24 protein-coding genes are annotated in these 26,989 nt (G+C 57.2%); 18 read left to right on the forward strand and 6 right to left on the reverse strand.

The genetic code is table 11. The annotated features are described in order from the left end of the window. The first annotated feature begins 70 nt into the window (after window positions 1-70). Window positions 71-859, forward strand: coding sequence for an enoyl-CoA hydratase/isomerase family protein (locus tag ACNAZS_RS21105; protein ID WP_415792471.1), 789 nt, complete (start codon window positions 71-73; stop codon window positions 857-859). 89 nt (window positions 860-948) lie between these two features. Further along, a complete protein-coding gene (locus tag ACNAZS_RS21110) occupies window positions 949-1,929 on the forward strand; it encodes a Bug family tripartite tricarboxylate transporter substrate binding protein (protein WP_415792472.1) in 981 nt (326 codons plus the stop codon). Between the two features lie 108 nt (window positions 1,930-2,037). Here the strand turns inward: ACNAZS_RS21110 and ACNAZS_RS21115 are convergent, their stop codons facing one another. Next, the gene (locus ACNAZS_RS21115; protein WP_415792473.1) at window positions 2,038-2,928 is read right to left on the reverse strand and encodes a LysR family transcriptional regulator; all 891 of its coding nucleotides are present in this window, start codon (window positions 2,926-2,928) and stop codon (window positions 2,038-2,040) included. Between the two features lie 167 nt (window positions 2,929-3,095). Here ACNAZS_RS21115 and ACNAZS_RS21120 point away from each other — a divergent pair, with 167 nt between their 5' ends. Both ACNAZS_RS21120 and ACNAZS_RS21125 read left to right on the forward strand, forming a co-directional pair. Further along, window positions 3,096-3,902, forward strand: coding sequence for a class II aldolase/adducin family protein (locus tag ACNAZS_RS21120; RefSeq protein ID WP_415792474.1), 807 nt, complete (start codon window positions 3,096-3,098; stop codon window positions 3,900-3,902). A gap of 59 nt (window positions 3,903-3,961) precedes the next feature. Next, on the forward strand, window positions 3,962-4,951 hold the full coding sequence (locus ACNAZS_RS21125; RefSeq protein ID WP_415792475.1) for a Bug family tripartite tricarboxylate transporter substrate binding protein: 990 nt from the start codon (window positions 3,962-3,964) through the stop codon (window positions 4,949-4,951). Between the two features lie 96 nt (window positions 4,952-5,047). On the opposite strand, the gene ACNAZS_RS21130 is transcribed toward ACNAZS_RS21125, so the two are convergent. Then, window positions 5,048-5,956 carry a LysR family transcriptional regulator gene (locus ACNAZS_RS21130; protein WP_415792476.1) on the reverse strand — a complete coding sequence of 303 codons (909 nt, stop codon included), beginning with the start codon at window positions 5,954-5,956 and terminating at the stop codon, window positions 5,048-5,050. A 275-nt stretch (window positions 5,957-6,231) separates the two neighbouring features. Between ACNAZS_RS21130 and ACNAZS_RS21135 the strand changes: the two genes are divergently transcribed. The 5 genes from ACNAZS_RS21135 to ACNAZS_RS21155 are packed head-to-tail and all read left to right on the forward strand — an operon-like array spanning window position 6,232 to window position 11,530. Then, window positions 6,232-7,197: a tripartite tricarboxylate transporter substrate binding protein gene (locus ACNAZS_RS21135; protein ID WP_415792477.1), complete on the forward strand. Its 966-nt coding sequence runs from the start codon at window positions 6,232-6,234 to the stop codon at window positions 7,195-7,197. A gap of 43 nt (window positions 7,198-7,240) precedes the next feature. Further along, a complete protein-coding gene (locus ACNAZS_RS21140) occupies window positions 7,241-8,464 on the forward strand; it encodes a CaiB/BaiF CoA transferase family protein (RefSeq protein ID WP_415792478.1) in 1,224 nt (407 codons plus the stop codon). Between the two features lies 1 nt (window position 8,465). Then, on the forward strand, window positions 8,466-9,614 hold the full coding sequence (locus ACNAZS_RS21145; RefSeq protein WP_415792480.1) for an acyl-CoA dehydrogenase family protein: 1,149 nt from the start codon (window positions 8,466-8,468) through the stop codon (window positions 9,612-9,614). A gap of 2 nt (window positions 9,615-9,616) precedes the next feature. Continuing rightward, window positions 9,617-10,711, forward strand: a complete 1,095-nt coding sequence (locus ACNAZS_RS21150; protein ID WP_415792481.1) for an acyl-CoA dehydrogenase family protein — start codon at window positions 9,617-9,619, stop codon at window positions 10,709-10,711. Between the two features lie 15 nt (window positions 10,712-10,726). Beyond that, on the forward strand, window positions 10,727-11,530 hold the full coding sequence (locus ACNAZS_RS21155) for a crotonase/enoyl-CoA hydratase family protein (protein WP_415792482.1): 804 nt from the start codon (window positions 10,727-10,729) through the stop codon (window positions 11,528-11,530). Between the two features lie 15 nt (window positions 11,531-11,545). On the opposite strand, the gene ACNAZS_RS21160 is transcribed toward ACNAZS_RS21155, so the two are convergent. After that, entirely contained in the window at window positions 11,546-11,728 is a 183-nt protein-coding gene (locus ACNAZS_RS21160) for a hypothetical protein (RefSeq protein ID WP_415792483.1), read from the reverse strand. A 259-nt stretch (window positions 11,729-11,987) separates the two neighbouring features. Here ACNAZS_RS21160 and dctP point away from each other — a divergent pair, with 259 nt between their 5' ends. The 5 genes from dctP to ACNAZS_RS21185 all read left to right on the forward strand — a co-directional run bounded on the left by dctP (window position 11,988) and on the right by ACNAZS_RS21185 (window position 17,906). After that, a complete protein-coding gene (gene dctP / locus ACNAZS_RS21165; RefSeq protein ID WP_415792485.1) occupies window positions 11,988-12,968 on the forward strand; it encodes a TRAP transporter substrate-binding protein DctP in 981 nt (326 codons plus the stop codon). 12 nt (window positions 12,969-12,980) lie between these two features. Then, the gene (locus ACNAZS_RS21170; protein ID WP_415792486.1) at window positions 12,981-13,511 is read left to right on the forward strand and encodes a TRAP transporter small permease; all 531 of its coding nucleotides are present in this window, start codon (window positions 12,981-12,983) and stop codon (window positions 13,509-13,511) included. Next, window positions 13,504-14,805 carry a TRAP transporter large permease gene (locus tag ACNAZS_RS21175; protein WP_415792487.1) on the forward strand — a complete coding sequence of 434 codons (1,302 nt, stop codon included), beginning with the start codon at window positions 13,504-13,506 and terminating at the stop codon, window positions 14,803-14,805. The genes ACNAZS_RS21170 and ACNAZS_RS21175 overlap by 8 nt, the downstream gene beginning before the upstream one ends. Before the next feature lie 128 nt (window positions 14,806-14,933). After that, the gene (locus tag ACNAZS_RS21180) at window positions 14,934-15,824 is read left to right on the forward strand and encodes a phytanoyl-CoA dioxygenase family protein (protein WP_415792488.1); all 891 of its coding nucleotides are present in this window, start codon (window positions 14,934-14,936) and stop codon (window positions 15,822-15,824) included. 249 nt (window positions 15,825-16,073) lie between these two features. Next, window positions 16,074-17,906, forward strand: coding sequence for an ABC transporter ATP-binding protein (locus ACNAZS_RS21185; RefSeq protein ID WP_415792489.1), 1,833 nt, complete (start codon window positions 16,074-16,076; stop codon window positions 17,904-17,906). Between the two features lie 2 nt (window positions 17,907-17,908). On the opposite strand, the gene ACNAZS_RS21190 is transcribed toward ACNAZS_RS21185, so the two are convergent. Together ACNAZS_RS21190 and ACNAZS_RS21195 are read right to left on the reverse strand one after the other, a co-directional pair. Then, window positions 17,909-18,328: a PaaI family thioesterase gene (locus tag ACNAZS_RS21190; RefSeq protein WP_415792490.1), complete on the reverse strand. Its 420-nt coding sequence runs from the start codon at window positions 18,326-18,328 to the stop codon at window positions 17,909-17,911. A 2-nt stretch (window positions 18,329-18,330) separates the two neighbouring features. Next, a complete protein-coding gene (locus tag ACNAZS_RS21195; RefSeq protein ID WP_415792491.1) occupies window positions 18,331-19,128 on the reverse strand; it encodes an IclR family transcriptional regulator in 798 nt (265 codons plus the stop codon). A 163-nt stretch (window positions 19,129-19,291) separates the two neighbouring features. On the opposite strand from ACNAZS_RS21195, the gene ACNAZS_RS21200 reads away from it, so the two are divergent. Genes ACNAZS_RS21200 through ACNAZS_RS21215 form a run of 4 tightly spaced genes read left to right on the forward strand, consistent with a single transcriptional unit; the run spans window position 19,292 to window position 24,303 of the window. Further along, window positions 19,292-20,860 carry an acyl-CoA synthetase gene (locus ACNAZS_RS21200; RefSeq protein ID WP_415792492.1) on the forward strand — a complete coding sequence of 523 codons (1,569 nt, stop codon included), beginning with the start codon at window positions 19,292-19,294 and terminating at the stop codon, window positions 20,858-20,860. Between the two features lie 19 nt (window positions 20,861-20,879). Next, window positions 20,880-22,025, forward strand: coding sequence for an FAS1-like dehydratase domain-containing protein (locus tag ACNAZS_RS21205; RefSeq protein WP_415792493.1), 1,146 nt, complete (start codon window positions 20,880-20,882; stop codon window positions 22,023-22,025). A gap of 58 nt (window positions 22,026-22,083) precedes the next feature. Next, window positions 22,084-23,307, forward strand: coding sequence for a CaiB/BaiF CoA transferase family protein (locus ACNAZS_RS21210; RefSeq protein WP_415792494.1), 1,224 nt, complete (start codon window positions 22,084-22,086; stop codon window positions 23,305-23,307). Between the two features lie 36 nt (window positions 23,308-23,343). Beyond that, window positions 23,344-24,303: a Bug family tripartite tricarboxylate transporter substrate binding protein gene (locus tag ACNAZS_RS21215; protein ID WP_415792495.1), complete on the forward strand. Its 960-nt coding sequence runs from the start codon at window positions 23,344-23,346 to the stop codon at window positions 24,301-24,303. Window positions 24,304-24,503: 200 nt separating this feature from the next. Here the strand turns inward: ACNAZS_RS21215 and ACNAZS_RS21220 are convergent, their stop codons facing one another. After that, the gene (locus ACNAZS_RS21220; RefSeq protein ID WP_415792496.1) at window positions 24,504-26,774 is read right to left on the reverse strand and encodes an ankyrin repeat domain-containing protein; all 2,271 of its coding nucleotides are present in this window, start codon (window positions 26,772-26,774) and stop codon (window positions 24,504-24,506) included. Window positions 26,775-26,989 lie beyond the last annotated feature (215 nt).

The following is a 26,989-nucleotide window of genomic DNA, read 5'->3' on the forward strand; positions in this document are numbered from 1 at the left end:
AGGCCACATCGTGCCTTATTAGTGGTATACATTGACTAAAATTCAAAATACCACAAGTCAAGAGGTGAGCATGGAGGAGCAACAAGCCAGCACCCCCGTTCTGAGCATCGAGGGGGCGGTCGCGACGATTCGGCTTAATCGACCCGCGCAGGCCAACCGCATTGAACCTGATGACCAGGACGCGCTCATCCAGCATTGCCAACGCATCGCAACAGACCCGCATATTCGTGCAGTGATCCTGACCGGCACAGGCAAGCATTTCAGTGCCGGCGCGGATCTCACCACCCTATTGGAGTCCGGTGACGCCACCCCCGATGCGACCGTGACCATCAACCCCTTTGCAGTGATGGTCGATGCCGTGGAGCACCTGCCCCAACCCGTGATTTGCGCGCTCAACGGAGGGATCTACGGTGGCGCTACTGATCTAGCGTTGGCTTGCGACCTGCGGTTGGGGACACCCGCCGTAAAAATGTTTATGCCGGCGGCCAGATTGGGTCTGCATTACTACATAGGCGGCATGCGCCGCTATGTGTCACGCCTTGGCTTTAACACGGCCAAGCGCCTGTTCCTGTTCGCCGAGACGCTGGACGCGGAACAGATGTTGGCCACAGGCTTCATCGACCGAATTGTGCCCGCGGATCAGCTTCAGGATGCCGCTCGGGAAGCAGCATTCACCGTAGCGGGCATGGCCCCGCTGGCTGTACAAGGCATGAAGGCCGCGCTGAACGATCTGGCCCAGGAACGTTTGGATCCAGACGCCTTCGCGCTGCGCGAAACACAATGCTTGCGCTCAAGCGATATCCGCGAGGGCGTCGCGGCTTGGAAGGAAAAGCGTCCCCCACGCTTTGAGGGTCGCTGACCCGATCAGCATTTGTCAGGCTGTCGCCGCAACGAACAAAGCAGACAAGCGGACGAGATCAGCCATCACCATCTGATGAGGAGACGTAGATGAAGTTCGCTCGCCGATGCTTTCCGCGTTTTGCTAGTGTCCTGACGATTATGTTCGCTTGCGTGGCGCCCACCCTCGCCTCCGACTACCCTAAACAACCCATTAGACTCCTGCTTGGCTATACACCCGGTGGCGCCGCAGACGCAACGGCCCGGTCTATCACGCCAAAACTCAGTGAAGTACTGGGGCAACCCGTCGTCATTGAATACAAGCCGGGTGCTGGCGGCGGCATCGCGGCCGAAGCAGCGGCACGTGCGACACCCGATGGATACACGCTGCACCTGATCGACTCCGGTGCGATGACCATTCTGCCGAATATCCGGAAAGTAAACTTCGATCCGCTCTCGTCGTTCACGCCCATCGGCATGGCAGCCGACAGCGGCCTGGTACTCGTGACGCACCCCTCCCTGCCCGTCAAAACCTTCCCTGAACTTGTCAAGCTGCTAAAAGACAATCCGGGCCAATATAGCTACGCTACATCCGGCGTGGGTGGCGGAGGCCACGTTGCCGCTGAACAATTGAAAATCGCCACAGGCACCTCGATGCAGCACGTCGCCTATCGTGGAGGCGGGCCCGCCATGGCAGACCTGATAGGGGGCCAAATTCCACTCGCGATGTCTACGCTGGCGCCTGCCATTCCCCAGATCCGTGCAGGAACCATTCGCGCGTTGGGCGTGACGTCCTCCAAGCGATCTGCGGCAATACCCGATACCCCTACCATCGCGGAACAAGGCGTCGACAACTTCGAAGCGCTCAATTGGTTTGCATTCGTCGGCCCCAAAGGCCTGCCTGACGACGTGGTGCAAAAGGTCAATGCCGCATTGAAAGAAACCCTGGCGAATAAAGACGTTCAGCACGCCTTGCAAGAGCAAGGACTCGACGCCATCGGAGGCACGCCAGAAGCGCTCATGCAGCAAGTCCGAGCGGACCTGAGCAAATGGAAAACTGTGGTGCAAACCGCAAACATCACGACAGACTGAAGGGCCCCGAGAAGGCACAGGGAGATTGCGCGCCGGGATGATGAAATCACCGGCCGGTGGCAGCAACGTGTCGTGAGCCAGCCCATATCGTCGACCGCCGCGTAGTCCTTAGCCCGACGGAAATGACGAGCTGGTCAGATGCCGCACGAACGTACGGGACAACTCAGTCTGGGGTCGAAGCGTGCTCCACAGCACGTGACTGTGCACCTGAATCTCAGGCGTCAGTGGCCGGCTTGTCAGCCCGTGTACAGGCAGGGCATTCAGCAAGCTGGACTCGACCAACGCGACGCCCGCGCCATGAAACGCCAGGACGATGCCCGTCATCGATGTTGCCACCTCGACCTGTATATTCAAAGGGCAATCCAGAAATCCAGTCAGACAGCGTCGCAACAAAGCTTGCGGGACGTAAGTAATCACCGGATACGGCAATAGATCTTCAGCAGCGATTGACGGGAACGCCGCCAATGGATGGGGCTCGGGAAAAATACAACTGAGTTCGGCATGTCCCATTGGCAAAGAATGAATAGCGTCGTGATCGCCCGGCGAGAACGCCACGCCAAGATCCACTTGTTCGTTGATAAGCCGCTCCGTTATCAGGTTTGAATCCATCGACTGCAGCGATATACGAATCTTCGGGCGAGTTTTGACAAACTCGGCTACAGCCTGCGCCAGCCAGGCATTGGCGATGGGGGAACTGGCTGCGATGGCAAGCGATCCCTGGAGCCCTTCTGCAAGGTCCTGGCTAAATCGTTCCAGGCCCGCCACCCGACCAAAAATATCCTGTACTTCAGGCAGCAACGTACGGGCCTCAGGTGTGGGAACAAGACGCCCACCCTGACGCCGAAATAGCGTAAATCCCAGACGTTGCTCAAAGTGCTTGATGGTCGCGCTGACGGCTGGCTGCGTCACGTGCAGCAGCGCAGCCGCCCCCGTGATCGAACCAGACATCATGACAGCATGGAATGCCTCCAAATGGCGCAGTTGGATGCGGGCAAGCATAACGAACGCTACGTCTCCATAAGCCAGATTTATGACTGGCACTGTTTATATGATTGGCCCCCATGTTAGACCACTGCCTAGAATCCCGGCATTGTCAGTCCGTAGCCCGAACAATGATGCGTGTCGCACATTGCAGCGGGTCTGCCATGAATTTGCCAGGAGTCGTCATGTCGTCAACGCCGGAAACCGTCTACCGTCCCAAACAGGAAAACCTGTATTTCCCCAAATACCCCATCTTTGACTCTATCGACGCAGAGCGCTGGCATCGGCGCCAACGGCTGGCCGCAGTTTGTCGGGTATTTGCCAAATTCCGCTACGAATACGGATTTGCGGGCCACGTCACGGTGAGAGATCCCGAACATCCCAACCTGTATTGGACGAATCCTTTTGCCATGGATTTCGGACGTGTGCGTGCCAGCGATATGTTGCTGGTTGAACGCGACGGCACCGTACTGGAGGGAACATGGGCGGTGAACCGGGCGGGTTTCGTATTGCACTCCGCCATTCATGAGGCCAACCCCGATGTCATGGCATCGTGCCACGCACATACCACGAACGGCATGGCATGGGCCGCGCTGGGACGCCCGCTCGACCCGATCACACAAACGGCGTGCGGTTTCTATGAAGACCAAGCGTTAATCACCGAAGAGGCGGGCGCGGTCGTCGTGGAAAACGACAAAGGCCATGCCGTTGCACAGGCGTTCGGTAATGCAAAGATCGCCATTCACCAAAACCACGGTCTGTTCTCGGCGGGTCGAGAGACCATCGAAGAAGCCGCCTGGTGGTTCATCGCAGCTGAGCGTGCTTGTGAAATCCAGCTCAAGGCCGAAGCCACTGGCAAGCCCCTGAAAATGATCAATCGGGAAGCAGCACTGCATTCCAAAAAGCATCTGGCGACGCCGTTCATGGCATGGCTGCATTTTCAACCGATCTTTGACGCCATCGTCCGCGAACAGCCCGATTGCTTGCTGTAACCCACCGGGCTCATTCGAGCCCGAAAAACAATAAATGAAAATCAGGAAGGAGAATAACGATGAAATTCCCCATACGCGCAGCGATATACTCAACCGCCCTGCTCGGCACGACCGCCTGTACCTCCGTCTGGGCTGCCTGGCCCAATGACAAACCCATCGAACTGGTTGTCGGTTTCTCCGCCGGCGGCGAAACGGACGTACTGGCACGCACGCTGGCGCCGTTCATGCAAAAACACCTGTCCGACACGGCCAACATCGTCGTCGTCAACAAGCCGGGCGCATCAGGAGCGATTGCCAACGCTTACGTGCAACGAGCATCCAAGGATGGCTACACCGTCGCAATGGTCAACACGCCACCCATGAACTTCATGCCATTGGTGCAGTCGACCCCTTACGACCCAGACCAGTTTGCCCTGATCGGTCGCGTCGTTAGCGATCCGACCCTGCTGGTAGTGCGCGATGACAGTCCCTATAAGACCCTAAAAGAACTGGTCGCTGCGGTAAAAGCCAAGCCCGAGAGCGTCTCCATTGGCCAGAACGGTTTGGGCAGCAACGGCGGCGTCGCACTGAATATTCTGATGCTAGAAAGCGGCGCATCCTTTACTGAGGTGCCCTTTGCGGGAACAGGACAGTCGAAGGTCGCCCTGATGGGTGGCCACGTCGATATGATTTTTGCCAGCCACACCGCTGTGCCAAATCCCGCCGGCGAGCAGAAGAAGCTGCGCATCTTGGGCCAGTTTGTCGAGGAACGTGCGCCCATGCTGCCGAACGTGCCGACAGCGAAAGAAGAGGGATTCGACGTGGTCGTGCCTTCCGATCGCGGACTGGCCGTGGACAAAGGGGTGCCCACCGATGTTCGCGACAAACTGCAAGCTGCGCTGGAAGCAGCCTTGAAAGACCCCGGCTTCCTCGAAGCGGCGAAGTCCTTCTCCGCCATCCTCGCCTACAAGCCTGGACCAGCGTGGCAAAAGGATATCGATGACGCCAAAGCGCCCTTGACCAAACTGGCGGCCGAGCTCAAGCAAAATGGCCGCGCTCCCGCGCAGTGACAATCGCCACGTCGCAATCGAATAGGATCTGATCTGGATCCTATATCGGGAAAAAAGCCCTCGCTCGACTATTCGGGACGAGGGTTTTAATTTTGGCTAAAGCCATAATTCGTTCGGAATCGAAAAATCGATTGACGACAAAATCAGCTTCTTCATCACATGCGTCATGGGGCGAATATCATCACGGAGCCAGATGAAGTTGTAATCCAGCATGGGAAGCGCTGGCTCACTATGCAGGGTCACCAGCTTGGCGCGCTCGACAAGCGGCTGCACATAGTCGCTGGGCAGAAAGCTCAACCCCATATTCGATACCGTCAGACCGGTAATTGTCGTCAGGCTGTTGCAAACAATCGCTCGCCGGACTTTTAAATTATGCACCGTCAGCCAACTGTTGAACACGGTCGCTAATCCCGACTCGGGAGGATGCGTCAGGATGTCCAGACTGCCAAAATCTTTCGCCACCAGAGTCTGTCCCGCACGCGCAAAACGGGGAGACGCAACCCATGAAAACGAAACTCGCGCGACGGTCTGACTGTCGATGGATGAGCTGGCCGGCGTACCCGCAATCACGGCGAAATCCAGTTCACCTCTTTGGACGAGGCGCTCCAACTGACGTGTCAACACAACCTGAGGCTCAAGCATCAGCTTGGGATATGACGCGCGCACCCGATCGACAAAACGAGGCAACCACGTCGATGCCGAGAGCTCACTGATGCCGAACTTGCAAGTACCGGTCAACGCACGTTCATCCGACGCATCGTCGTGATGGCTGATCGCCTCAATCAAATCCAACGCAGCTCGGCAACGCGGCAAAAGCCGCTCTCCCACCTCGGTGAGTACGGACTTTTTCGCACTGCGATCAAATAACGCCCGACCCAACTCGCTTTCCAGTTCGGCAATACGTTTGGACAACGAGGACTGAGTAATGTGCAGGCGGGCTGCGGCAATGCCAAAACTGCCCAGCGTGGCAGCCCAATAGAAGGCTTCAATCTGCTTCAGAGTCATGCGTGCCCTCAGCACAAAAGGAATATGACGTACCTACCATGATGTAGGTCATCAACAATGCAACCAACACGTGTGCGATAACACTCGATAACGGAACACTGAAATCGGAAGCAAACGACATAGTGGGCAAATGACATCAGATTTTCTGATGCACATCAATACAGTCGTTTTTTGAATATATCAGTTTTAAAAAAAATCGCTTTTCGTACGGCGCGCAAGTGCCTACTCTTTCCAGGCCGGAATACGGCAAATACAACAACAAATGGAGAGACGAAATGAGAAAGCACCCGTGGCTCTGCCTGGCGGCAGTCTTGTGCCTGACCGTTGCTCAGGAATCTGCTCACGCTGCCTGGCCGGACGACCGTCCTATCGAGATCGTGGTGGGATTCGCCGCGGGTGGCACCACCGACGTCATGACGCGCACGCTGGCGCCCTATATTCAAAAACATCTCGGCGGCAAATCACAGCTCGTGATCGTGAATCGTCCAGGCGCCTCGGGCGAATTGGCCGTATCCCATATGCAGCGGTCCGATCCAAACGGCTATACGACGGCCATCGTCAATCTACCGGGCTACTTCTTCCTGCCCATGTACAGGAAAGCGGCCTACGATCCTGCCAAGATTCAATTAGTCGCCCGCGTCATGTCCGACCCTACGGTATTGGTCGCTCGCAAAGACAAGGGACCCCACGACTTCAAGCAGATGATCCAGCAACTGTCCGCTCAACCCGGGACGTTGTCGGCAGGCCATAACGGTATCGGAACCAATGGCCACCTTGCCATGCTCAGTATGCAAGACGCCGCCAATGTGCAATTCAACGCGATTCCCTTCAAGGGCACCGCAGAACAGAAAGTGAATCTCGGCGGTGGCCATATCGATCTGGCATTTGTCTCTGCCTCGGAAGTACAAAACGCCGATTCCGAAGCAGTTCCACTGCAATTGCTGGCCCAGTTTGTCCCTCAACGTCTACCGTCGCTGCCGCAGGTACCGACCACATTCGAAAATGGGTTGAGCGTGGAAATGACGGCCGAACGCGGATTCGCCATGCCTGAGGGCGTACCTGCGGAAATTGTCGCGCGCCTGCAAAAGAGCATCAAGGACGCCATGGCGGATCCCGAGTACTTGAAAGCCGCCAAAGTAGATGCCCCCTTCCTTGCATTCTTGGCAGGCGATGAATGGGAAAAACGCATTGCCGAAGAGCAAAAGCGCTATCGCAAACAAGCCAGCGAGGTACAGCAATGACCGTACTCATTCCCTTTCTCTTCTACCTGGCAGGAGTCGCTTGATGTCCGGAGCGCTTTCTCATTTGCGAGTCATCGATCTTTCGCGAATTCTGGCAGGCCCGTGGGCCGCGCAAACGCTGGCCGATCTGGGGGCCGAAGTCATCAAAGTGGAGCGCCCTCAGCATGGCGACGACACCCGAGGCTGGGGCCCTCCCTTTCTGAAAGACGACAACGGCCACGATACCTCCGAGACTGCCTACTTTCTGTGTGCCAATCGCGGTAAGCGATCAGTCACAATCGATATCGCGACGCCTGACGGTCAGGAACTGGTTCGCCGCCTGGTCGCCACCGCGGACGTCGTGATTGAAAACTTCAAGGTCGGCGACCTGACACGTTACGGATTGGACTACGCATCGCTCTGCGCTATCAAGCCGGACCTTGTGTACTGCTCGATTACGGGGTTTGGCCAGACAGGCGCGATGCGCGGCCACGCTGGATACGATTTCATGATCCAGGGTATGGGTGGACTAATGAGCCTGACAGGAGAGGCAGACAATGTGCCTGGCGGCGGCCCCAAAAAAGTGGGCGTCCCCGTAGCAGATCTCATGACCGGCATGTACGCCTGCGTCGCCATTCTTGCCTCGCTGGCGCGACGCGATCGACACGGTGTTGGCGAGCACATTGACATGGCGCTGCTCGACTGCCAGGTCGCCATGCTGTCGAACCAGGCCCAAAACTACCTGATTTCCGGTGCCATCCCCAAACGCTACGGCAACGCCCATCCCAACGTGGTTCCATACCAATCATTTCCGACCGAGGACGGCCACGTCATTCTGGCAATCGGCAACGACGGGCAGTTCCAGCGCTTCTGCCGTCTGGCAGGATTAGATCACCTGAGCACGGACGCGCGCTTTCGCACGAATGCGGACCGAGTGACCCATCGCGACGAATTGGCGCCCCTCATTGCCGCGGCGATGCAAACTCGCACCACCGCATCGTGGTGCGAAGAGCTGGGACGCAATGCCGTGCCCTGTGGGCCGATCAATCGACTCGATCAAACATTCGAAGACGAACAAGTCCTGCATCGCGGCATGCGCATGGATTTGCGCCATCCCGTGGGTGCGACCGTTCCACTCGTGGCCAACCCCATACGCTTTACCACGCATCCGATTGAATATGGTGATCCACCACCATTGCTGGGTCAACATACAGATCTCGTATTGAGTGACGTGCTTGGCATGTCGAACGCCGAGATCGATCAGCTTCGTACTCAGGGGGTGCTATAGCATGTGGTCCAACAGGTTCATGCCCATCGGCCTACCACCGGCGACCGACGATCTGCGTCGTGAAATTCGCGAATTTCTGCATGAAACATTAGGTCCTGATTTCTCCCCTACCAGCCGCATGATGTCCTGGATGGGATTCGATGCCGAATTCACCCGCGCGCTTGGCCGCAAGGGTTGGATCGGCATGACCTGGCCACGCGAGTACGGCGGACAAGCACGCAGCGCACTCGAGCGCTATGTCTTGGCCGAAGAACTCATGGCTGCAGGAGCACCCGTGCTCGCTCACTGGACGGCCGACCGCCAAAGCGGGCCTCTGATTCTGCGCTATGGCACCGAGGCACAAAAGCAACGCTTCCTGCCGCCCATCACGCGAGGCGAATCCTATTTCTGCATCGGCATGTCCGAACCCGACTCGGGATCCGACCTCGCCGCGACACGCACGCGCGCCGAAGCAGTGGAAGGGGGATGGTGTGTCAATGGAACCAAGCTCTGGACCACCAACGCTCACCGTTGCCAATGGATGATCGCGCTGGTGCGCACGACACCGGGCAGCCAAAGACATGGAGGCCTTTCGCAGATCATCATCGATCTACAGGCACCCGGCGTCACCGTACGCCCTATCCGTGACCTCGCAGGCGACGCACATTTCAACGAAGTTGTCTTCGAAGACGTGTTCGTTCCGGACGATCAGTTAATCGGCACCGCCGGAGAAGGTTGGGCGCAAGTCATGGCCGAGCTGGCTTTTGAACGTAGTGGGCCCGAACGTTACCTGAGCGGAGCCGCGCTATTAACCGTGATGGTCGAATGGGCGAATCAACACGGCGACCATCGCGCGATCGAAGCGATAGGCCGACTCATGGCCGATGTCGTGACGCTTCGCCAGATGTCCTTGACCATAGCGGGACGTCTGGAACGTGGAGAGGACCCTCAAGTGGAAGCATCCTGCGTCAAGGATCTGGGAACCCTATTCGAACAGGCGCTGCCGGAAGTGGCGCACGCGGTGTTCGACATCGAACCACGCGTCAACAGCGGCCCCGATGGCGCGCAAGTGCTGGCTTATCTGACACAAGTCACGCCGTCTTTTTCGCTACGTGGCGGTACTCGAGAAATCCTGCGAGGCATCATCGCGCGCGGACTGGGAGCAAGATAATCATGGACGATATTCAATCCATGCTGCAAGACAGCGCCAACGCGCTGTTCAGTGATCTCGTCACCAGCGACGTTCTCCAGCGTGCAGAGGCCGGTGAATTTCCACAAGCGTTGTGGGACGCAGTGGCAGACCAGGGCTTCACGCTGGCGATGCGTGCCGACGATGTCGGCGGCAGCAATCTGTCGTGGGGGCAGGTGTATCCCCTACTGCACGCCACAGGCCGGTATACCGTACCCGTACCGTTGGCCGAGACATTGTTGGCAAATTATGTCTTAGAAACCGCAGGCTGCGCGCAGACAGATGGGAACGTCGTCATGACGATCGGATCGACCAACGCCAGCGCGATCACACTCAACGACAACGGCGCTGCCATTACGGCATCGCTAAAGAACATCCCGTTTTCAAGCCAAGCACAACGCCTCGTACTAATCACCGAAATCGACAGCGTCCCGCACATGGGCTGGATCGACCTCACGCAGATGCGTGCTTTGGGCCAATCGGCGTTCTCGGCGCAGGCGGCGCTGAATATCGCACGAGAACCACGCGACACACTGACACTGAAAGAAGCTCCAATACAAGAATGGCGTTCGGCACCCAATCTCGGCCGAGCCGCCGTCATGCGCTATGGCGCCATGCTGCGAACTGCTCAAATGGCCGGAGCCATCGAACGCATCCTGGAACAAACATTAGCGTATTCCACCGAGCGCATACAGTTTGGTCGCCCGCTGGCACAATTTCAGGTAATCCAACACCATATCGCGGAGCTGGGCTGCGAAGCGGGAGCCGTCGCCACCGCAGCGGCTTACGCTTTTGAGCAAGCAGACCAGGGCGAGGCCGGCCTGGCGATCGCCGCGGCCAAGATCCGCTCAGGCCGGGCGGCTGGCAAAGCAGCATCCCTGGCCCACGCCGTCCATGGGGCAATCGGTTTCACCTACGAGCATAGCCTGCAATACGCAACACGCAGGTTGTGGTCATGGCGCAGTGAATACGGCTCGCAAGGCTGGTGGGCACTCCGCTTAGGCCAAGCGGTATGCGCCGCAGGCCCTCAAGCATGGTGGCCCATCGCCACCTCGGGCGAACTCAATCTCAATCTCTAACTGGATCTGAAAAAAATGACCGACTTTCTAATCGAGGAACGTGATGAGCATGGCGTCGTCACGCTAACGATGAACCGTCCGGAACAGCGCAACGCCCTATCCGAAGAGCATGAAATGCTGGAGTTTGTCCAAGCCTGCCATCGCCTCGAACGCGATGACACCGTACGGGCAGTCGTGCTCACCGGTGCCGGATCCTCCTTCTCGGCCGGCGGCAATGTGAAACACATGCGCGATAAAAAGAGTTTTTCGGCGGGCTCGCCCGTACAAGTATGCGAGGCCTATCGTCGGGGAATACAACAGATCCCGCTGGCGCTGTATCACCTGAATGTACCGACCATCGCCGCCATCAATGGTCCGGCTATTGGAGCCGGCCTGGATTTGGCGTGCATGTGCGACATACGCATCGCATCGGACAGCGCCCTGTTTGCCGCGAGCTTTATCAAGCTGGGTATCGTTCCTGCCGACGGTGGGGCCTGGCTGCTGTCACGCGTACTCGGTGCGCCCAAAGCATTAGAACTGATGCTGACGGGTGATCGCATCAAGGCCGATGAAGCTCGTGAAATCGGGCTGATCACACGAATCGTCCCGGGCGATACGCTGCTTGCCGAGGCGCAGGCTATGGCACGACGGATTGCGGAGCAACCTCCGCTAACACTGCGATTGACCAAACGGCTACTGCGCGAGAGTCAGTTCGCGTCACTACAGTCATCGCTAGAGCTCGCCGCTGCCTATCAGGCGCTCGCTCATCACACCAAAGATCACGACGAGGCCGTCGCGGCATTTCTTGAAAAGCGTTCGCCCCACTACCAGGCGCACTGACGCCAGCGTTGTGTGTCAAGCCATGGCGACGGCACACATCGCCTGACGTTCCGGGCCATAGGCCCGCGTAATCATCGCGATTCGCTGCTCGATCGTCATCGCACGAAATTGATCATCGGTCAGATCGCCAAAGTTGTTGACATACTCGTCCCAGAGCACGAGGTCAGAAGCAATTTGACGGTAAGAGTACGGTTGCACGACAGTCTCCTAGTTGCCAGAGGCCTCTATTGTGCAATGCAAATATGACAGCAGTTATTTGGTCGATGGTTGCCCGACGTCAGGCACCCAATAGATTCGATAAATCGAAGTGCCGTAACGAAAAAAATCACTAATGAGAAGCGTGAGTTGGTCATACCGTTCATCGAAGCACTAGCCCAGGGCATACGGGCTGCATATTGTTCCAGGCAGTTCTTGTACACATGATAGTGACATCAATTACAACTATTCGGAGACAGTTATGCGTAAATTCGGCATCGCACTCGCCATCATCGCCGGCGCTTTTGTGACCTCTTCGGTCAGCTATGCTGCCACCTGGACCGCCTACACCTATGGCCCGTCAGACACAATGGCGACGGTCAAGAGTTTTCGCGAGATCCTGAATGCCATACAGAATGAAGTGGGCGACGATCTCAAGATTCGCTTGCGACTAGGCGGTTCCTTGCCTATCCAGGCGGCCAATATTACACAAGCCGTCGGCAATGGATCCATTCAAATCGCCGAAGACGGATTCTTTTTAGGAAACGTAAAGGTCGCGGGTATTCTGCGTTTGCCCATGCTGCTTCATACCCCTCAGGAATACGACCAGGCGGTCGAAGTACTTAAACCCTATATTGAGAAGGAGTTCGAACGGCAGGGGGTGATCGTATTGGGACGGTATATTTACCCTCATCAGACGGCATACTCAGCCAAGCCCTTGGCCGGCACAGAGGATTTTCGCAATCAAAAAATTCGCGTGACCTCGCCCGAGCAATCTGAATTTATCTCGCGCTTTGGCGGTATCCCGATTTCCATGGGCACCCCCGAGGTTGCCTCCGCACTGCAATCAGGTACGGTCGATGGTGCGCTGACAGCAAACTCCGGTGGCGGCCGGTTATGGCGCGATTCGCTGAAATACAACTATCGTTTTCCGGTGAATTACTTCGACGGTTTATATATCGTCAACAAGAAGGCCTTTGAACGATTGAGCGCAGAGACGCAAGCCGCGATCCGGGAAAAAGTGGCAAAGATGTCGCCCCTCACGACCGAACGCCTTCTCAGCGAAGAAGATGCGCTCGGAAAGTCATTCAGTGAGGCCGGCATGAAGATCGTCGATCCTCAGCAGGCGGATATCGATAAAGCGACTGCCATGATAGAACCCTATTGGGATCAGTGGGCCAAGCAGCAAGGCCCCGAAACCGTCGAAGCGCTAGCAAAAGTCCGTGCCGTCCTGAACCGCTGAGCGAGGTACGCCATGCAACATAATGAGCCTTCATATCAGCGTTCGTTCGTACTCCGAGCGCTGGAGTCCGTCATTGACTTTGAAAAGATACTCATCGAGTTCATCGTAGTCGCATTGGGGTTGCTGATCTGCGCAGAAGTTTTCTGCCGATCATTTCTACATTTCTCGTTGATGTTCACGGATGAGGTCGCAGGCTATATGCTCGTGGCAATTGTCTTCTTGGGTATGCCAGTCGCGTTATCCAAAGGGGCATTATTTCGGGTCGAACTCGTCTTGAACAAATTACCACCGCGGATTGCGCGTTGGGTCCAAATGTTGTTCGATGTGCTGTCTTTAGGCGTATCGCTGATACTTTTGTGGCAGATGGCACGCTTGGTTCATGATTCATGGCAACGCAAGATAGAGGCGCCCACCGTGCTGGCGACCCCGCTTTATATTCCGCAAATCTTTATGGTGCTGGGACTACTCACGCTAGTCATGATTCTGGTACTTCAACTGATTCGAAGTGCGGACAGCATTCGCAAAGGTACAAGCCATGAGTGAAACCGCACAGATGTTGATCGTTGGTGGAATATTCCTGCTGCTGCTAGTGGGCGGAATGTGGATTCCCTTTGCCATCGCGGTGACCGCGGCGCTATATATTTTCATGGCCAGCGGCTGGGACGGATTTGGCGGACTGGGGTTGGTGTCCTGGGGCAGTACATATAACTTTTCGCTGACTGCCATTCCGTTGTTCATTCTGATGGCTGAGTTCATGCTGGAAAGCGGCCTAAGCCAGCGCGTCTATCGAGGGATGAGTCAACTCGTGCGCTTTTTGCCGGGCGGGTTGCTCCAGACGAACGTTGCCGGCTGTGCGGCGTTCTCGGCCATTAGTGGTTCGTCGGTAGCGACTGCGGCTGCCATTGGATCTATCGCGTTGCCCCAGTTGGAGCAACGCGGCTACTGTCCACGCATTGCGGCGGGTACTATCGTGGCCGGGGGAACGTTAGGGATCCTGATTCCGCCCAGCATCGCCTTGATCATCTACGGCACTTTCACCGATACCTCCATTAGCAAGCTGTTCATGGCTGGTCTTATTCCAGGGCTCGTTCTTTGCGGCCTTTTTGCCATCTATGTTGCTATCCGGTGTTTGTTGAATCCAACGTTATCTCCGCGTGAGCACGACTCCATCGAGGCGGTTGGCTCGTCCAGGCAATTAGCTGGTGATCTATTACCGTTCACGTTGTTGATTTTACTGGTGATGGGAAGCCTGTACTTTGGCTACACGACCCCGACCGAATCGGCGGGGGTAGGCGCGCTACTGGCATTCGTAATTGGCAAAATCTGGGGCACCCTGGATTGGGCAGCATTTCGTCGGGCGCTGGGCAAGACAGTCCAAGTCAGTGGCACGATTCTATTTATCGTCTATGCCGCGTATTTGTTTTCGTATGCAATCGGGATGGTGGGCATTACGGACGAGCTGGCCGATGTGCTTGAAGCCTGGGATCTGACCCGTGGCGAACTGATCCTCGTCATCATCGTGTTCTACACATTGCTCGGCATGTTGATGGATAGTATTGGTATGGTCGTGATTACCGTACCGTTGCTCTATCCGATCTTGCTCGATTATGGCATCGATCCCATTTGGTTCGGGGTGTTGTTAGTGGTGCTGATCGAACTCGGGCAAATTACACCACCGGCGGGTTTGAATCTCTTTGTCGTCAAGAGTATTTCCCGCATAGGCCTAAGCGACATCATTAAGGGGGCACTACCGTTCTGCGCGCTCTTGTACGTGCTGATCGCCCTGTTGTACTGGTTTCCGAATCTGGCGTTGTGGATGCCCAGCGGCATGCATTGATCGAGGTTACCCATATCCATGTTTGCACAAGCCATAAAGACCGAGGTATCTGCGCTTGATCTCCTGATCAAGCGGCGGCTGTCCATGTTGAACCGCGCTTATGGGGCGCAGAACGAGGAGGAGATGACATGATTCCAGAACGTGTACTCGAACACCCAGGTATTGTCTTGACCGAGCAGCAGCGTAGACGGTTTTTCGCGGACGGCTTTCTCGTCCTTGAAAAATATGTGCCAGAGGCATGGCTAAAACGCCTGCGGCACGCGACAGAGGAACTCATCGAACACAGTCGCTCAGTGACCGAATCAAATAGCACCTTCGTTTTAGAAGAAGGGCACAGCCCGGAAAACCCTCGTTTGCACCGGGTATCCAGCCCGCAGGATCAGCATCCGATCCTGTGGGAGTTCATGAGCGATCCGGTGCTGACTGACCTGGTCGCCGATGTCGTTGGTCCCGACGTCAAGTTCCATCATGCCAAGCTCAACATCAAATCGGGGAAAGGTAGTCGAGGCTTTGACTGGCATCAAGATATCCCGGCCTGGCCCCATACTGACTATAGCCCGGTGACAGTTGGCGTCTACATCAATGGATGTACACCTGAACAGGGGCCGCTGTCTTTTATTCCGGGCAGCCACATGGGGCCCCTGTATAGCATGTACGACCATGACGGAAATTTTGTCGTTCGTATTCGTGATGAAGATCTAGGCTGGATGGCTGACGATATGGCGGTCAAGCCGGTCGGGGGCCCCGGAACCACGATATTGCTCAATTGCCGGACGGTGCACGGCTCGACACCGAATCGATCGCCTGACCCGCGTCTGCTTTTATTGCCGGTGTACTCGTCTGCGGATTCCTTTGCGTATACGCCTAGCCCTATCCCCAGCCGCCACCAGGGAGACATCGTTCGAGGCCAGCCGGCACGTTATGCCAGTATGGATCCGCGTCCTTGTGAAATGCCGCCTGATTGGCGAAATGGCTATCGAACGGTATGGCAGTTCAAGAAAGACACTGAATCCACCTGAGTTTCCGCAGGTTTTACACCCCGGAGCCGTTTTTGCCTTGGGGCGGCCCGGCGGCAGGGAGTACCCCCACGCTGCGCCTTCGGCTTGCTGCCCCCCAAAGGGGGCCGTTTTTGCCTTGGGGCGGCCCGGCGGCAAAAGAACATTAACCGGTAAAATCGGGGGCATCTTGTCCCGACCTCATTGAAAAAATGAAGCGTCCCTGCTGGGAACAGCAGTGCCGCTTCTTTTTTCGCATTTCCGGAGGCTGTTTTGCCCCGCCCGATTGAACACCTGCTTGACCCCTTCCCTGCCGAGTCCCCCACTGTTGCCCCCAAGGGGCTATTGCGGTTCCTGTGGGCCTGCTCGCACGGCGCGCGCCGCTATCTGGCCATGCTGGCGTTATTCAGTGCGGCCGTATCCATCTACGAAGCGTGGCTGTTCGCGTTCCTGGGGCAGATCGTGGATTTTCTGTCAGATTGGCATCCCGAGGGGCCCCTTGCTGCGCAAGAGACCCGCGTCCTCTGGAGTATTGGTATCGTGCTGGTCGCCAGCATTGGCCTCGTCGCGGTACGGACCGTCATTCAGCATCAGGTGCTGGCGATCAATTTACCGCTGCGGTTGCGCTGGAATTTTCACCGTCTGATGTTGCGGCAAAGCCTATCATTCTTTGCCGACGAGTTTGCCGGCCGCGTCACCACCAAGGTCATGCAGACCGCGCTGGCGGTCCGCGAGGTGTTGTTTACCGTCTCGGAGATACTGCTCGGTATCGGCATTTACTTCGTCACCATCATTGCCCTGGCGGGTAGCTTCGACATTCGACTGATGCTTCCCTTCATCGTCTGGATTGTCCTGTACGCGATCACGGTACGGTACTTCATCCCTCGGCTGGGTAAAGTCTCGCAAGAGCAGGCTCATGCGAGATCATCCATGACGGGGCGGGTCACCGATGCCTACGCCAACATCACCACGGTCAAATTATTCTCGCATACACACCGCGAAGCCCACTTTGCCCGCGCCGCCATGGAGGATTTCAAAAACACGGGCTACCGCCAGATGCGCCTCGTCAGTCAATTCGAAATCGCCAATCAGGTGTTGATCGTCGGACTGATTCTGTCGGCGGGTGGCTATGGCCTGCACCTATGGCACGCTGGTGCGATTGGTCCAGGGGCCGTCGCGGCTGTGACGGCGATGGCTCTACGAGTCAACGGCATGTCCCACTGGATCATGTGGCAGATGACCTCGCTCTTTGAGGCTATCGGTACAGTACAAGACGGCATCGCCACTTTTTCGCGCAAAAGCGCCGTCCAGGACCAGACTGATGCCCCGACGCTACAGGTCACGCAGGGCGAGGTCGTATTCGATCAAGTGTCTTTTAACTACAACGGGGAACGCCAAGTCCTGGATGGTCTGAAGCTGGCCGTCAAACCAGGAGAAAAAATTGGCCTGGTCGGCCGCTCGGGCGCAGGCAAATCGACGCTGGTGAATCTGCTGCTGCGCTTTTACGACGTCGATAGCGGCCGTATCTGCATCGATGGTCAGAATATTGCACACGTGACGCAGGACAGCCTGCGCAATGCGATCGGCATGGTCACACAAGACACGTCATTGCTCCATCGCAGCATCCGCGACAACATCGCCTACGGACACCCCAACGCGAGCGACGCAGACATACGCAGGGCAGCCATACACGCCCAGGCCGATGAATTCATCCAGCGTTTGAGCGACCCACACGGACATACGGGCTACGACACCCAAGTCGGCGAACGTGGTGTGAAACTATCCGGCGGGCAGCGTCAACGCATCGCGATCGCACGTGTCATGCTCAAGAACGCGCCCATTTTGCTATTAGATGAAGCGACAAGCGCGCTGGACTCCGAAGTAGAAGTCGCGATCCAGGAAAGCCTGAGCGAAATGATGCAAGGCAAGACCGTGATCGCCATCGCACATCGCCTCTCGACCATCGCAGCCATGGATCGATTGATTGTGATGGATCAAGGCAAGATTATCGAGCAAGGTAGCCACGCAGAGTTGCTGAGCCACGGCGGGGTTTATGCGCATTTGTGGCAACACCAGAGTGGCGGGTTTCTCGGGCAGGAAGTGTAACCTCACACGCGTTTCATCACAGCTTGCCCACTGGAGATCAACGTCTCGCCCGAGGATATCTCCCCTTGCACAAAAACAAGGCTTTTCGTGGCACGCAGTACGCGTGCGCGTGCCTCCAGGAACTGCCCTGGCCTCGCCGCGGCAAGGCAGTGCATATCCAACTGCACCGTCACGCAAGGCTCGCGGGACAAGGCCTCCCACGCGGCAATACTGACCGTTTGATCCATCAGCGTCGCGATGAGTCCGCCATGCACGAGCCCCATGGGATTAGCGTGCTGGTCACCGGTCAATACTCCATAGGCCCAGACTGACTCCTCGCGGCGAGACCAGATCGGCCCGATCAATGCAGAAAAACCCTGGCTGGTGCGTTCGCGCCAGCCATCGTCACGTAATGCCTGTTCGGTAATTACGTTTTGCGTCATCGTTATGCCCTGGCCGCCAGCAACGTCGATAAGGTCTGCGCCTCAATGAGCAGCTCTTTGATTAATGCCTGAGTTTTGGACGCAGGCAGTTGATTGGATAGCGCAGCGGCGACCAGGGAATGCGAAAGCCTGTCATGCGCATTGAAGACCGGCACGGCAATCACGGTCACGCCGTCGATGTAGTTTCCCCGATCGATGCTGTAGCCCTTTTTTCTCACTGCCTCGACGTCTTTACGCCAAGCCTCGATATCTGGCGGCTGATCCCAACGCAACGCCTTAAAACGTCGTTCGATCTCGGCATCGTCCATGCTGGTGGTATAGGCGCCAACCAACCTGCCGGTTGCGCTGATCAAGGCCGGAAAACGGCTACCGACATCGACATGCAACCGGAAGGGGGCATGTGAACGCGATAACGCCAACACCACCATATGATCCTGGCTGGTGATTTCAACGCCGATCGCGGTGACGTTCGCCTCCTTGGATAGGCGATCCAATACCGGCTGCGCCAAGGCCGGAAAAGGACTGCTTTCAATCACGCTGCGCGCCAATGTCAGCATGCCTACATCCAGGCTATAGCGCTTGCTGGCCACATCGACCTTGACCAGCCCCTCGCTCACCAGCGCGCGCAGTATATGCAGGCACGTACTCGTGACCATCCCGAGCTCTTCGGAAATGGTCTTCAACGGCAGCGGGTCGCCACCGCGCCCGAGCAATCGCAAGATGGCGAAGGCCCGTGTCACGGCGGGCACTTCGCGGATACGGGGTCCCGATCTGGCGGGCGTGCTCTGTACTTCGTTCATATACCTCTTGCCTCCCTCTATTGCGGTAAGGATACGACGCTTTTCTGTTTTTGAATCGTCGATCTGTTTTTGTTAATTGTACTAATACAATTAACAAACGTAATTGACAATTTTATTTGGGCTGCGTAAAGTGAACTCAAACCAACGAGGAGACAGGAACGTCATGCCAACATTGACGGAATACCTCACTTACGCCGATGCGCAACAGCACTGCTCACCCGAGAAACTCTGGGAGCTGTTCGATGGCGATCGCGTGCACATGAACATCGCGCACGAATGCATCGATCGGCACGCGGACAGCCGCAGGCCCGCCGTCATTCTCATCAAGGCAACGGGCGAAGACGAAGTGCTGGGCTTCGACGAGCTATCACGTGACGCATCGCGCTTTGCTCACGCGCTGGTCGCCCGCGGCATCGAGCCCGGCGACCGGGTAGCCGTCATGCTCGAGCCCTCGCGCGAGTTCTACGTCGCGCTATTCGGAGCGATCAAGATGGGGGCCATCGCAGTGCCCTTGTTCACCTTGTTTGGTCCCGATGGCATCCGCCTGCGCATCGACGACTGCCGCCCTCGCTTACTGATCACCAATGCCGAAAAGGCCTCGCAGGTGCCCGCCATGCCAGGTCTGGACATCGTGGTGGCAGGCGCAGATTTTGTATCCGGTCTAGCCGACTATGCCGGGCACTTCGAGTGCAACAGCCGCGCAGATGATTTTGCGATTTTTCAGTACACCTCCGGCACCACGCGCGAGCTGCCCGATGCCGTGAAACACAGCCATCGCGCTATCGTGACGCTGATGCTCGCCGCACTCTACGGCAGTGGCATCCGCCCGGGAGACCGGTTCATGTGCCCGTCGTCACCGGCCTGGGGACATGGCTTGTGGCATGGCACGCTAGCGCCGTTGGCACTAGGCGTGACCATTGGCGCCTATAGCGGGAAATATCACGCCGAGCGCTTGCTCAAGGCGCTGCAGGATCATCGTTTTAACAACATGTCTGCCGCTGCGACCCATTACCGCATGATGCGCAACGCTGGCGTCGCGACGAACTACCAATACTTTCTGGAAAAACTCTCCTTTACGGGCGAGCCGATCGATAGCGAAACCGCAGAGTTCGTGGTCGACACATTCGGTGTGCCGGCAGGCAGCATGTATGGCACAACAGAAATCGGTGTCTGCCTGGTGAACTACCCCGGCGCGCCAGATTTTCCGATCAAGCCGGGATCACTGGGCAAACCCGTACCCGGTCTGCGCGTGGAGGTCCAAGACCTTGGCGGCGCGCCCTGCCCGCCCGGCATCACCGGTGAGATCAAGCTCTGGCGACGCGACGAATGGGTCGCCACCAAAGACTTGGGACGCGTCGATGCGGACGGTTATTTCTGGCACGGGGGGCGCGCCGACGATGTCATCATCTCCGCCGGCTGGACGATGAGTGCCGTTGAAATCGAAGACGCGATTCTCAAGCATCCTGATGTGACCGAGGCCGCAGCCATTGGCGTGCCCGATGCCTTGCGTGGACAAATCGTCAAGGCCTTTGTCGTCAGCCCGCGCTTGGGCGATGACGCGTTCACCCAAGAAATTCAAGACACCGTACGAACCCAATTGAGTCAGCACGAATATCCACGACAAGTCGTTTTCGTTGCTGAACTCCCCAAGACCCCTGCAGGAAAAATTCACCGCAAAAAACTTCGCGATCAAGAAGTCGCCCCTCTCGCCACGGCTGCCGCCGTGCAATGACCATAAAAACGGAGACGTCATGTTGACCCAAACTCAAACTCAACGAAGCTTTCCCAAGATCACGGAACGCGGTCTGGCCGATCTACGTGAGCGTATCGGCGTGAAAATCGGTTTTACCGCCGAACCATGGTGCTACGAGGCGACGCGCGACAACATCCGCCACTACGCACATGGCATTGGCGACGACAACCCGTTGTGGTGCAACCCGGACTATGCTGCCAAGACAAAATATGGCGGCATCATCGCCCTGCCCAGTTTTCTATTCGCGACCAGCCGCATTGTGTCGGGCTATGTCGGTGGCCTGCCCGGCGTTCATGCAATGTGGTCGGGTGCGGACTGGACGTGGCACAAGCCGGTACAGCGCAATGACGTCATCTCTACCGAAGCGCATCTGAAAGACCTGATCGAGCACGAGACCCGTTTTGCGGGCCGCGCCATCCAGCAAATCTATCACGTTGATTTCTTCAATCAAGAGGGCGACAAGGTGGCGGAGGCCGATAGCTGGTGCTTCCGCACAGAACGCGACCATGCGCGCGAACAAGGCAGCAAATACAAGGAGGTCCGCGCTCGCGAGCCCCACCGCTATAGCGAAGAAGAGATCCGTGAGGCATACAAACTCTATGCCCAAGAAGAAGTCCGGGGCGCACGCGCCCGCTACTGGGAAGACGTCACCGAAGGCGAAGCGTTACCCGTGCTATTCAAAGGCCCAATGACCGTAACTGGCTTCATCGCGTATGCGCAGGGTTGGGGCGGGCTGTACATTCGGGCCAATAAGCTGGCGTGGCAACTCATTGACGCGCATCCCGGCGTCGGGATCACTAATCGCTTCGGCGTGCCTGACGTACCGGAGCGTGTGCATTGGGAAGAAGACTTTGCCCTCGAGGTAGGCGCCCCGGGCGCTTATGACTACGGTCCCGAGCGTAACTCTTGGCTAACCCACCATCTGACGAACTGGATGGGCGATGACGGCTTTTTGCGCAAGTCGCACTGCAAGATCCGCCGTCACAATCCCGAAGGCGACATGCTGTTCTTCAAGGGCACCGTCAAACGCAAGTACGTCGAGGATGGGCGGCATCTGGTCGAGATCGAACAGGAAGCCCGCAATCAAAATGACGAACTATCGGTCCTGGGCACGGGCGTCGTAGAGCTCCCCTCGCGCGGCTGAACGCCGCTCCACAGAGCCCCGGTTGCGGCCGGGGTTCGCTGCATGTGAGGTAACGATCATGCTAGACCTTCATCACAAAGGCGCGCTAAACAGCCTCAGGGTGATAGATCTGTCCAGAGTCTTGGCCGGACCGCTGTGCACGCAGATGCTTGCAGATAACGGCGCAGACGTCATCAAGGTAGAGCCGCCCAGCGGCGATGAAACGCGCACGCTGGGTCCCCCTTTCGACGACCAGGGGACGGCGGCGTACTTTCATGCTGTCAATCGAGGCAAGCGCGCCATGACGCTGGACTTGGCGCAGTCCGAAGGCCGCGACGTTTTGTTGCGGCTACTGGAAAATGCAGACGTACTGGTCGAGAACTTCCTGCCTGGGACGATGGCTCGTTGGCGGCTGGACTACGACACGGTGCTCGCGGAGAAATTCCCGCGTTTGATTTATTGCTCGATCTCCGGATTTGGAGATCAGGGACCACTGGGTGGCATGCCGGGGTACGACGCCATTCTGCAAGCCATGTGCGGATTGATGAGCATCAACGGCGACTCGACCTGCGGTCCGACCCGCATCGGCGTTCCGATTGTGGATCATCTCACGGCCTACACGGCTATGTCGGCCATCTTGATGGCCGTCGTCGAACGCAGTCTCAGCCAGCGCGGCCAGCGTGTCGAAGCCACACTATTTAACGCCGCGCTGAGCCTGCTGGTCCCACACGCCGCCAACTGGATGTATTCCGGCAAGACGCCTCAATTACTCGGTAGCGCCCATCCCAATATTGCGCCGTACGACAAGTTCAACTGCAAAGACGGGCCGGTTTTCCTGGGCATTCTGAATGACAGGCAATTCAGGCGGTTCTGCGATTACATCGGCCTGGCCGAGCTGATCACGGACACCCGTTTTGACAATAATGCCGCCCGGGTCACGCACCGTAGCGATTTGAATGCAGCCATTGAAAACCGTCTCGCGACAAGAGAACGTCAAACGCTTTGTCAGGAGCTCATGCAATTGGGCGTACCCGCGGGCCCCATCAACACTGTGCCACAAGCATTCGCCCAGCCTCAAGCCGCTGCCGCCCGCGTTGACGTCGACGGCTATCACGGCGTCGCACTGCCGAACCATCTGTGCCGTACGCCGGGTACGCCGGGAGGATTACCTCCCCGGTATGCACAACATACGGAAGAAATTCTGCTCGAAATCGGGCTGGAACCCCAGTACATCGCGCAGTTGCGACAGCGCGGTGTTTTATCCGCCCCATCGGGCGTCAGTTCCCCAGGCAGTCAGGCATAACCAAAACAGTCGTTCATCATCCACCAGGAGACACTCATGAAAAGATTGTTCATTGCAGTGATGTTTGCCACGTTGTCCGTCAGTCAGCCCGCCATCGCCGCATCCTATCCGGATAAACCCGTGCGGGTGATCGTCCCCTACCAGGCTGGCCAGGGTACGGATGTCGCCACGCGGTTTCTGGCGGAACGCCTAACCAAAACTCTAGGCCAAACATTTGTCGTCGAAAATCGTCCGGGTGCCGGTGGCAACATCGGTACAGCCGAGACCGCACGTGCCGCCCCGGACGGCTATACCATCATGATGGGCACGAACGGGACACATGTCCTGAATCAGTACCTCTATAAAAACGTCTCTTTCAACCCGGAAAAAGACTTCGATCCCGTCATTCTGGTCAGCACCTTTCCCATGGTACTGGTGACGCCGCCGGACTCACCCTACACCGATGTGAAATCCATCCTCGCGGCCGCAAAAGCCAAACCCGACAGCGTGGACATCGGCCTGCCCAGTACCACTGCCCGGTTGGTGCTGGAACTGCTGAAAAAGCAAACCTCTACCCGCTTTACCGGCATCCCGTACAAGGGCTCAAGCACCCTGCTGACGGATCTGATTGGTGGCCGCGTCAAACTAGCCATTGATACGGTCAGCGCATCTCGTGCCATGATCGACGCGGGCAAGATCACAGCGCTAGCCGTCACCTCTCTCAAGCCGTCAGCACTCTTACCGGGCATACCGTCAGTCGCGGAGGAAGGCGTCGAGGGCTTTCAGGTGATCGCGTGGAACGGTGTCTATGCGCCCCACGGCACTCCCGAAGAAGCCATCCAGACACTGAATGGCGCGATCGCCAAAATCATCAAGCAGCCCGACGTTCAAAAGCGCTTGCTAGAACTCGGCCACGAGCCCGCCGGCGGCACGCCGGGGGATCTGGCCAAGTTTGCGCAAAGCGAACGCAAGAAATGGGCACCGGTGATCAAAGAGGCCGGGTTGCAGGTGGATTGATTTAACGACATTGACATCCCCCCTTTTCTGAAAGAAGGGGATTCCTCCGGCATTACGCGATGATTTGCGTAGCTGCCAGAATCCCCTGTGACGCGCACATTGAAGGCCGGCAAAACGCACAAGCCCCCGCTCCAGGTTGGAGACGGGGGCCGATTTTGCTCAACAGCTAGGACGCTGATCAAAGCCTGAGGTGTGGCGAATCACTGTCCCGACATTGTTGAACGCTCATTGGGAACGACTGGCATTCCCACGGGCAGCCCCAGTGCCCCGAACAGTAAATCCTGCGCCTCACGCGCCTTTGCACCCATCGCAAATGTCCTCGCGTCGTGTCCGTTAATGCTCTTGGCGTGTATGTCAGCCCCGGCATCTATCAGCGTCAGCATCATATCGACTCGGTTCAGGCGGTTAGCAACCATGAAGGGGGTGATCTGGTTGTCATCGCCCGCGTTGACATCCGCGCCCGACTCGATCAATAGTTCAACCATGTGGAGCTCGTTATTCTCAATGGAGACTCTCAAGGGGGAAAAACCAGAGGCGTTGGGCAGGTTAACGTCAGCCTGCATATCGATCAACGTCTTGACGAGTGGCATGTCGTTTTCTTGAACTGCCTTCAACACGAGCGTGGTCCTGCCAGGATGCGTGGCGTTGACATTCGCGCCTGCCGCGTGCAACTGCTGCATAATGGCAATGTCTTTGCGACCGGTGGCGATCATAAAGGGGGTCAGTTTGTCGGCACTTCGGAGTTCGAGATTTGCGACGTGCTCGATCAATATTGAAATGATATCAGCGCGACCTTGTTCCGTCGCGAGCGTCAAGGCGGTAGAACCGTAATTGTCTCGGGCATCGATATCGGCGCCGATCTTTAGCAGGGCGGCGACGGCGGCGGCGTGGCCGGAAGCTGTCGCGATCAGCAACGCGGTTTTCCCCAACAAGAGCGGTGAGTTGGCGTCCGGCAGAGTATTTGACAGTCGGTGCACGGCACGGACCTCGAGTTGAGCATGCTTTGCATGGAGCATGTGGATAATCTCAACCCGATCGTTCGCTGCAGCGATCATCATCGGCGTGTAGTGGCGCTGATCCTTGCCTTCGATGTTTGCCCCTTCGTTCAGCAGCATCTTTACCCCATTTGCACGATTCTTCTTTGTGACAATCATGATGGGGGTGACCCCAGCAGTATCGGGTACATCGATATCCACATTCGCTTCTCGTAGCGCCTTGAACAACTCTGCCGAGTCGTATTTGACAGCGTAGACCAATAACCTTTGGCCTTCCTCCGGGGTCAAGCCGTCAAGCGCGCCTCTTTCGAGGAGGGTGGTAACCGCAGCGGTGTGGCCGTATTTCACGGCTAGCACCAAGGGGGAATTCCGTCTTCCATCCGTAGTGTCGATGCGTGCGCCCAGATCAAGCAAGACGGTTATCGCCTCGGCGTGACCCCACCTCGCAGCAAGACCCAGGGGCGTTCTCAGGGGGATCCCGGCTCGTCCTTCGATGCTTGCCTTCCCGTTGATGACTAGCTCTTTGATGACTTCGACGTGACCCTTACCCGCCGCCGTCGTTAGCGCAGTATCTGAAATGGACGTTTTGTGATGTACGTCGGCATTGGCGTCGATTAGGGCACGAACCATCGCGACTTGGTTGTAGGTGGCGGCAAGGGTCAAGGCCGTCTCTTTGACCGTATTTAACCACTCGTCGACAGGTGTGCCGTGCGCAATCAAAAGTTTCGCTGCGGACACCTGGCCAGTCATTACAGCGATTTGCAGAGGCTGATAAGGGCAGTGTTTGGGGGAGCGCAATGCAGCTCCGGCGGCCAGTAGTCTATCGATCGCCATAACATGGCCATTCTTGATGGCAAGCAACAACGCGGTGTAGCGATACGTCGAATTGACGGGGCCGCTCTCCAATTCATTTGAGCGTTGAGCGCGGCGGCGGGATATATCAGTGAGTCTAACTGGCAAACTTAAGGCTTTCGTCGCATAACGGGCTGCTCCGATCGGAACCACGATGCTGTTGACGTCCGCACCGGCATCCAGCAACGCCTGCATTGCCGTGAGGTGCCCGCCCTGGGCCGTGAGCGCCAGTGCTGTAAAACCCTCTCTATCGAGGGCGTCCAGGAAGTCGGTATCGCTGCTTGCTAGAGGATCCTGGCAATATTCAGCGCTGGCGATTCTGACTTGCCACTCATCACTATCGCAGCGCAGAACAGCCTTGCCTTCATTGTCATAGCGGATCAAGGCATCTATTGATTCGGCGTCGCCGAGCCTTGCCGCGACGTGCAGGGGCGTTTGGCCATCATCATTGACCTGGCTCAGGTCGATACCCGGACGTTCGAGAATTTGCTTGACCGCAGCGGTGTTGCCGCTGGCGATGGCGTTAAATAATGCGTTCCCTACCGTCGTGCCGTCAGCTTCCGCAGTCGTGAACTCGATCATGGCAGGGTGGGAAATAGGGGTGGAACGATTGGCACCGAACATGTGGACCTCCTCAATGGATACCACGATGAGTGACCATGTTGATACCCAGAGTTCCAATATGCAGAATTTTATGGTAATGCCGACCGGCTGGTGAGGCCCGGGGTGGATGGAGATAGCAGTGAGGATTGAGCGCCACAGGGTGGGTTGTAAGCCTCTGGCCGGAGGCGGCGGGCGTGGCGATCCCGCGGGGATTGCCCTGGCGCCACAGGGTGTGG

It is taken from the genome of Bordetella tumulicola (assembly GCF_965138755.1).
In the GTDB taxonomy this organism is placed as follows: domain Bacteria; phylum Pseudomonadota; class Gammaproteobacteria; order Burkholderiales; family Burkholderiaceae_B; genus Bordetella_A; species Bordetella_A tumulicola.

What these genes read in the sequence shown, in the direction of transcription:
- ACNAZS_RS21140 (WP_415792478.1), top strand. Translation starts at nt 7,241, where the DNA reads ATGTCCGGAGCGCTTTCTCATTTGCGAGTCATCGATCTTTCGCGAATT.
- ACNAZS_RS21205 (WP_415792493.1), top strand. Translation starts at nt 20,880, where the DNA reads ATGTTGACCCAAACTCAAACTCAACGAAGCTTTCCCAAGATCACGGAA.
- dctP (WP_415792485.1), top strand. Translation starts at nt 11,988, where the DNA reads ATGCGTAAATTCGGCATCGCACTCGCCATCATCGCCGGCGCTTTTGTG.
- ACNAZS_RS21200 (WP_415792492.1), top strand. Translation starts at nt 19,292, where the DNA reads ATGCCAACATTGACGGAATACCTCACTTACGCCGATGCGCAACAGCAC.
- ACNAZS_RS21190 (WP_415792490.1), bottom strand. Translation starts at nt 18,328, where the DNA reads ATGACGCAAAACGTAATTACCGAACAGGCATTACGTGACGATGGCTGG.
- ACNAZS_RS21215 (WP_415792495.1), top strand. Translation starts at nt 23,344, where the DNA reads ATGAAAAGATTGTTCATTGCAGTGATGTTTGCCACGTTGTCCGTCAGT.
- ACNAZS_RS21195 (WP_415792491.1), bottom strand. Translation starts at nt 19,128, where the DNA reads ATGAACGAAGTACAGAGCACGCCCGCCAGATCGGGACCCCGTATCCGC.
- ACNAZS_RS21135 (WP_415792477.1), top strand. Translation starts at nt 6,232, where the DNA reads ATGAGAAAGCACCCGTGGCTCTGCCTGGCGGCAGTCTTGTGCCTGACC.
- ACNAZS_RS21210 (WP_415792494.1), top strand. Translation starts at nt 22,084, where the DNA reads ATGCTAGACCTTCATCACAAAGGCGCGCTAAACAGCCTCAGGGTGATA.
- ACNAZS_RS21110 (WP_415792472.1), top strand. Translation starts at nt 949, where the DNA reads ATGAAGTTCGCTCGCCGATGCTTTCCGCGTTTTGCTAGTGTCCTGACG.
- ACNAZS_RS21145 (WP_415792480.1), top strand. Translation starts at nt 8,466, where the DNA reads ATGTGGTCCAACAGGTTCATGCCCATCGGCCTACCACCGGCGACCGAC.
- ACNAZS_RS21175 (WP_415792487.1), top strand. Translation starts at nt 13,504, where the DNA reads ATGAGTGAAACCGCACAGATGTTGATCGTTGGTGGAATATTCCTGCTG.
- ACNAZS_RS21130 (WP_415792476.1), bottom strand. Translation starts at nt 5,956, where the DNA reads ATGACTCTGAAGCAGATTGAAGCCTTCTATTGGGCTGCCACGCTGGGC.
- ACNAZS_RS21170 (WP_415792486.1), top strand. Translation starts at nt 12,981, where the DNA reads ATGCAACATAATGAGCCTTCATATCAGCGTTCGTTCGTACTCCGAGCG.
- ACNAZS_RS21220 (WP_415792496.1), bottom strand. Translation starts at nt 26,774, where the DNA reads ATGTTCGGTGCCAATCGTTCCACCCCTATTTCCCACCCTGCCATGATC.
- ACNAZS_RS21115 (WP_415792473.1), bottom strand. Translation starts at nt 2,928, where the DNA reads ATGCTTGCCCGCATCCAACTGCGCCATTTGGAGGCATTCCATGCTGTC.
- ACNAZS_RS21125 (WP_415792475.1), top strand. Translation starts at nt 3,962, where the DNA reads ATGAAATTCCCCATACGCGCAGCGATATACTCAACCGCCCTGCTCGGC.
- ACNAZS_RS21120 (WP_415792474.1), top strand. Translation starts at nt 3,096, where the DNA reads ATGTCGTCAACGCCGGAAACCGTCTACCGTCCCAAACAGGAAAACCTG.
- ACNAZS_RS21180 (WP_415792488.1), top strand. Translation starts at nt 14,934, where the DNA reads ATGATTCCAGAACGTGTACTCGAACACCCAGGTATTGTCTTGACCGAG.
- ACNAZS_RS21105 (WP_415792471.1), top strand. Translation starts at nt 71, where the DNA reads ATGGAGGAGCAACAAGCCAGCACCCCCGTTCTGAGCATCGAGGGGGCG.
- ACNAZS_RS21155 (WP_415792482.1), top strand. Translation starts at nt 10,727, where the DNA reads ATGACCGACTTTCTAATCGAGGAACGTGATGAGCATGGCGTCGTCACG.
- ACNAZS_RS21150 (WP_415792481.1), top strand. Translation starts at nt 9,617, where the DNA reads ATGGACGATATTCAATCCATGCTGCAAGACAGCGCCAACGCGCTGTTC.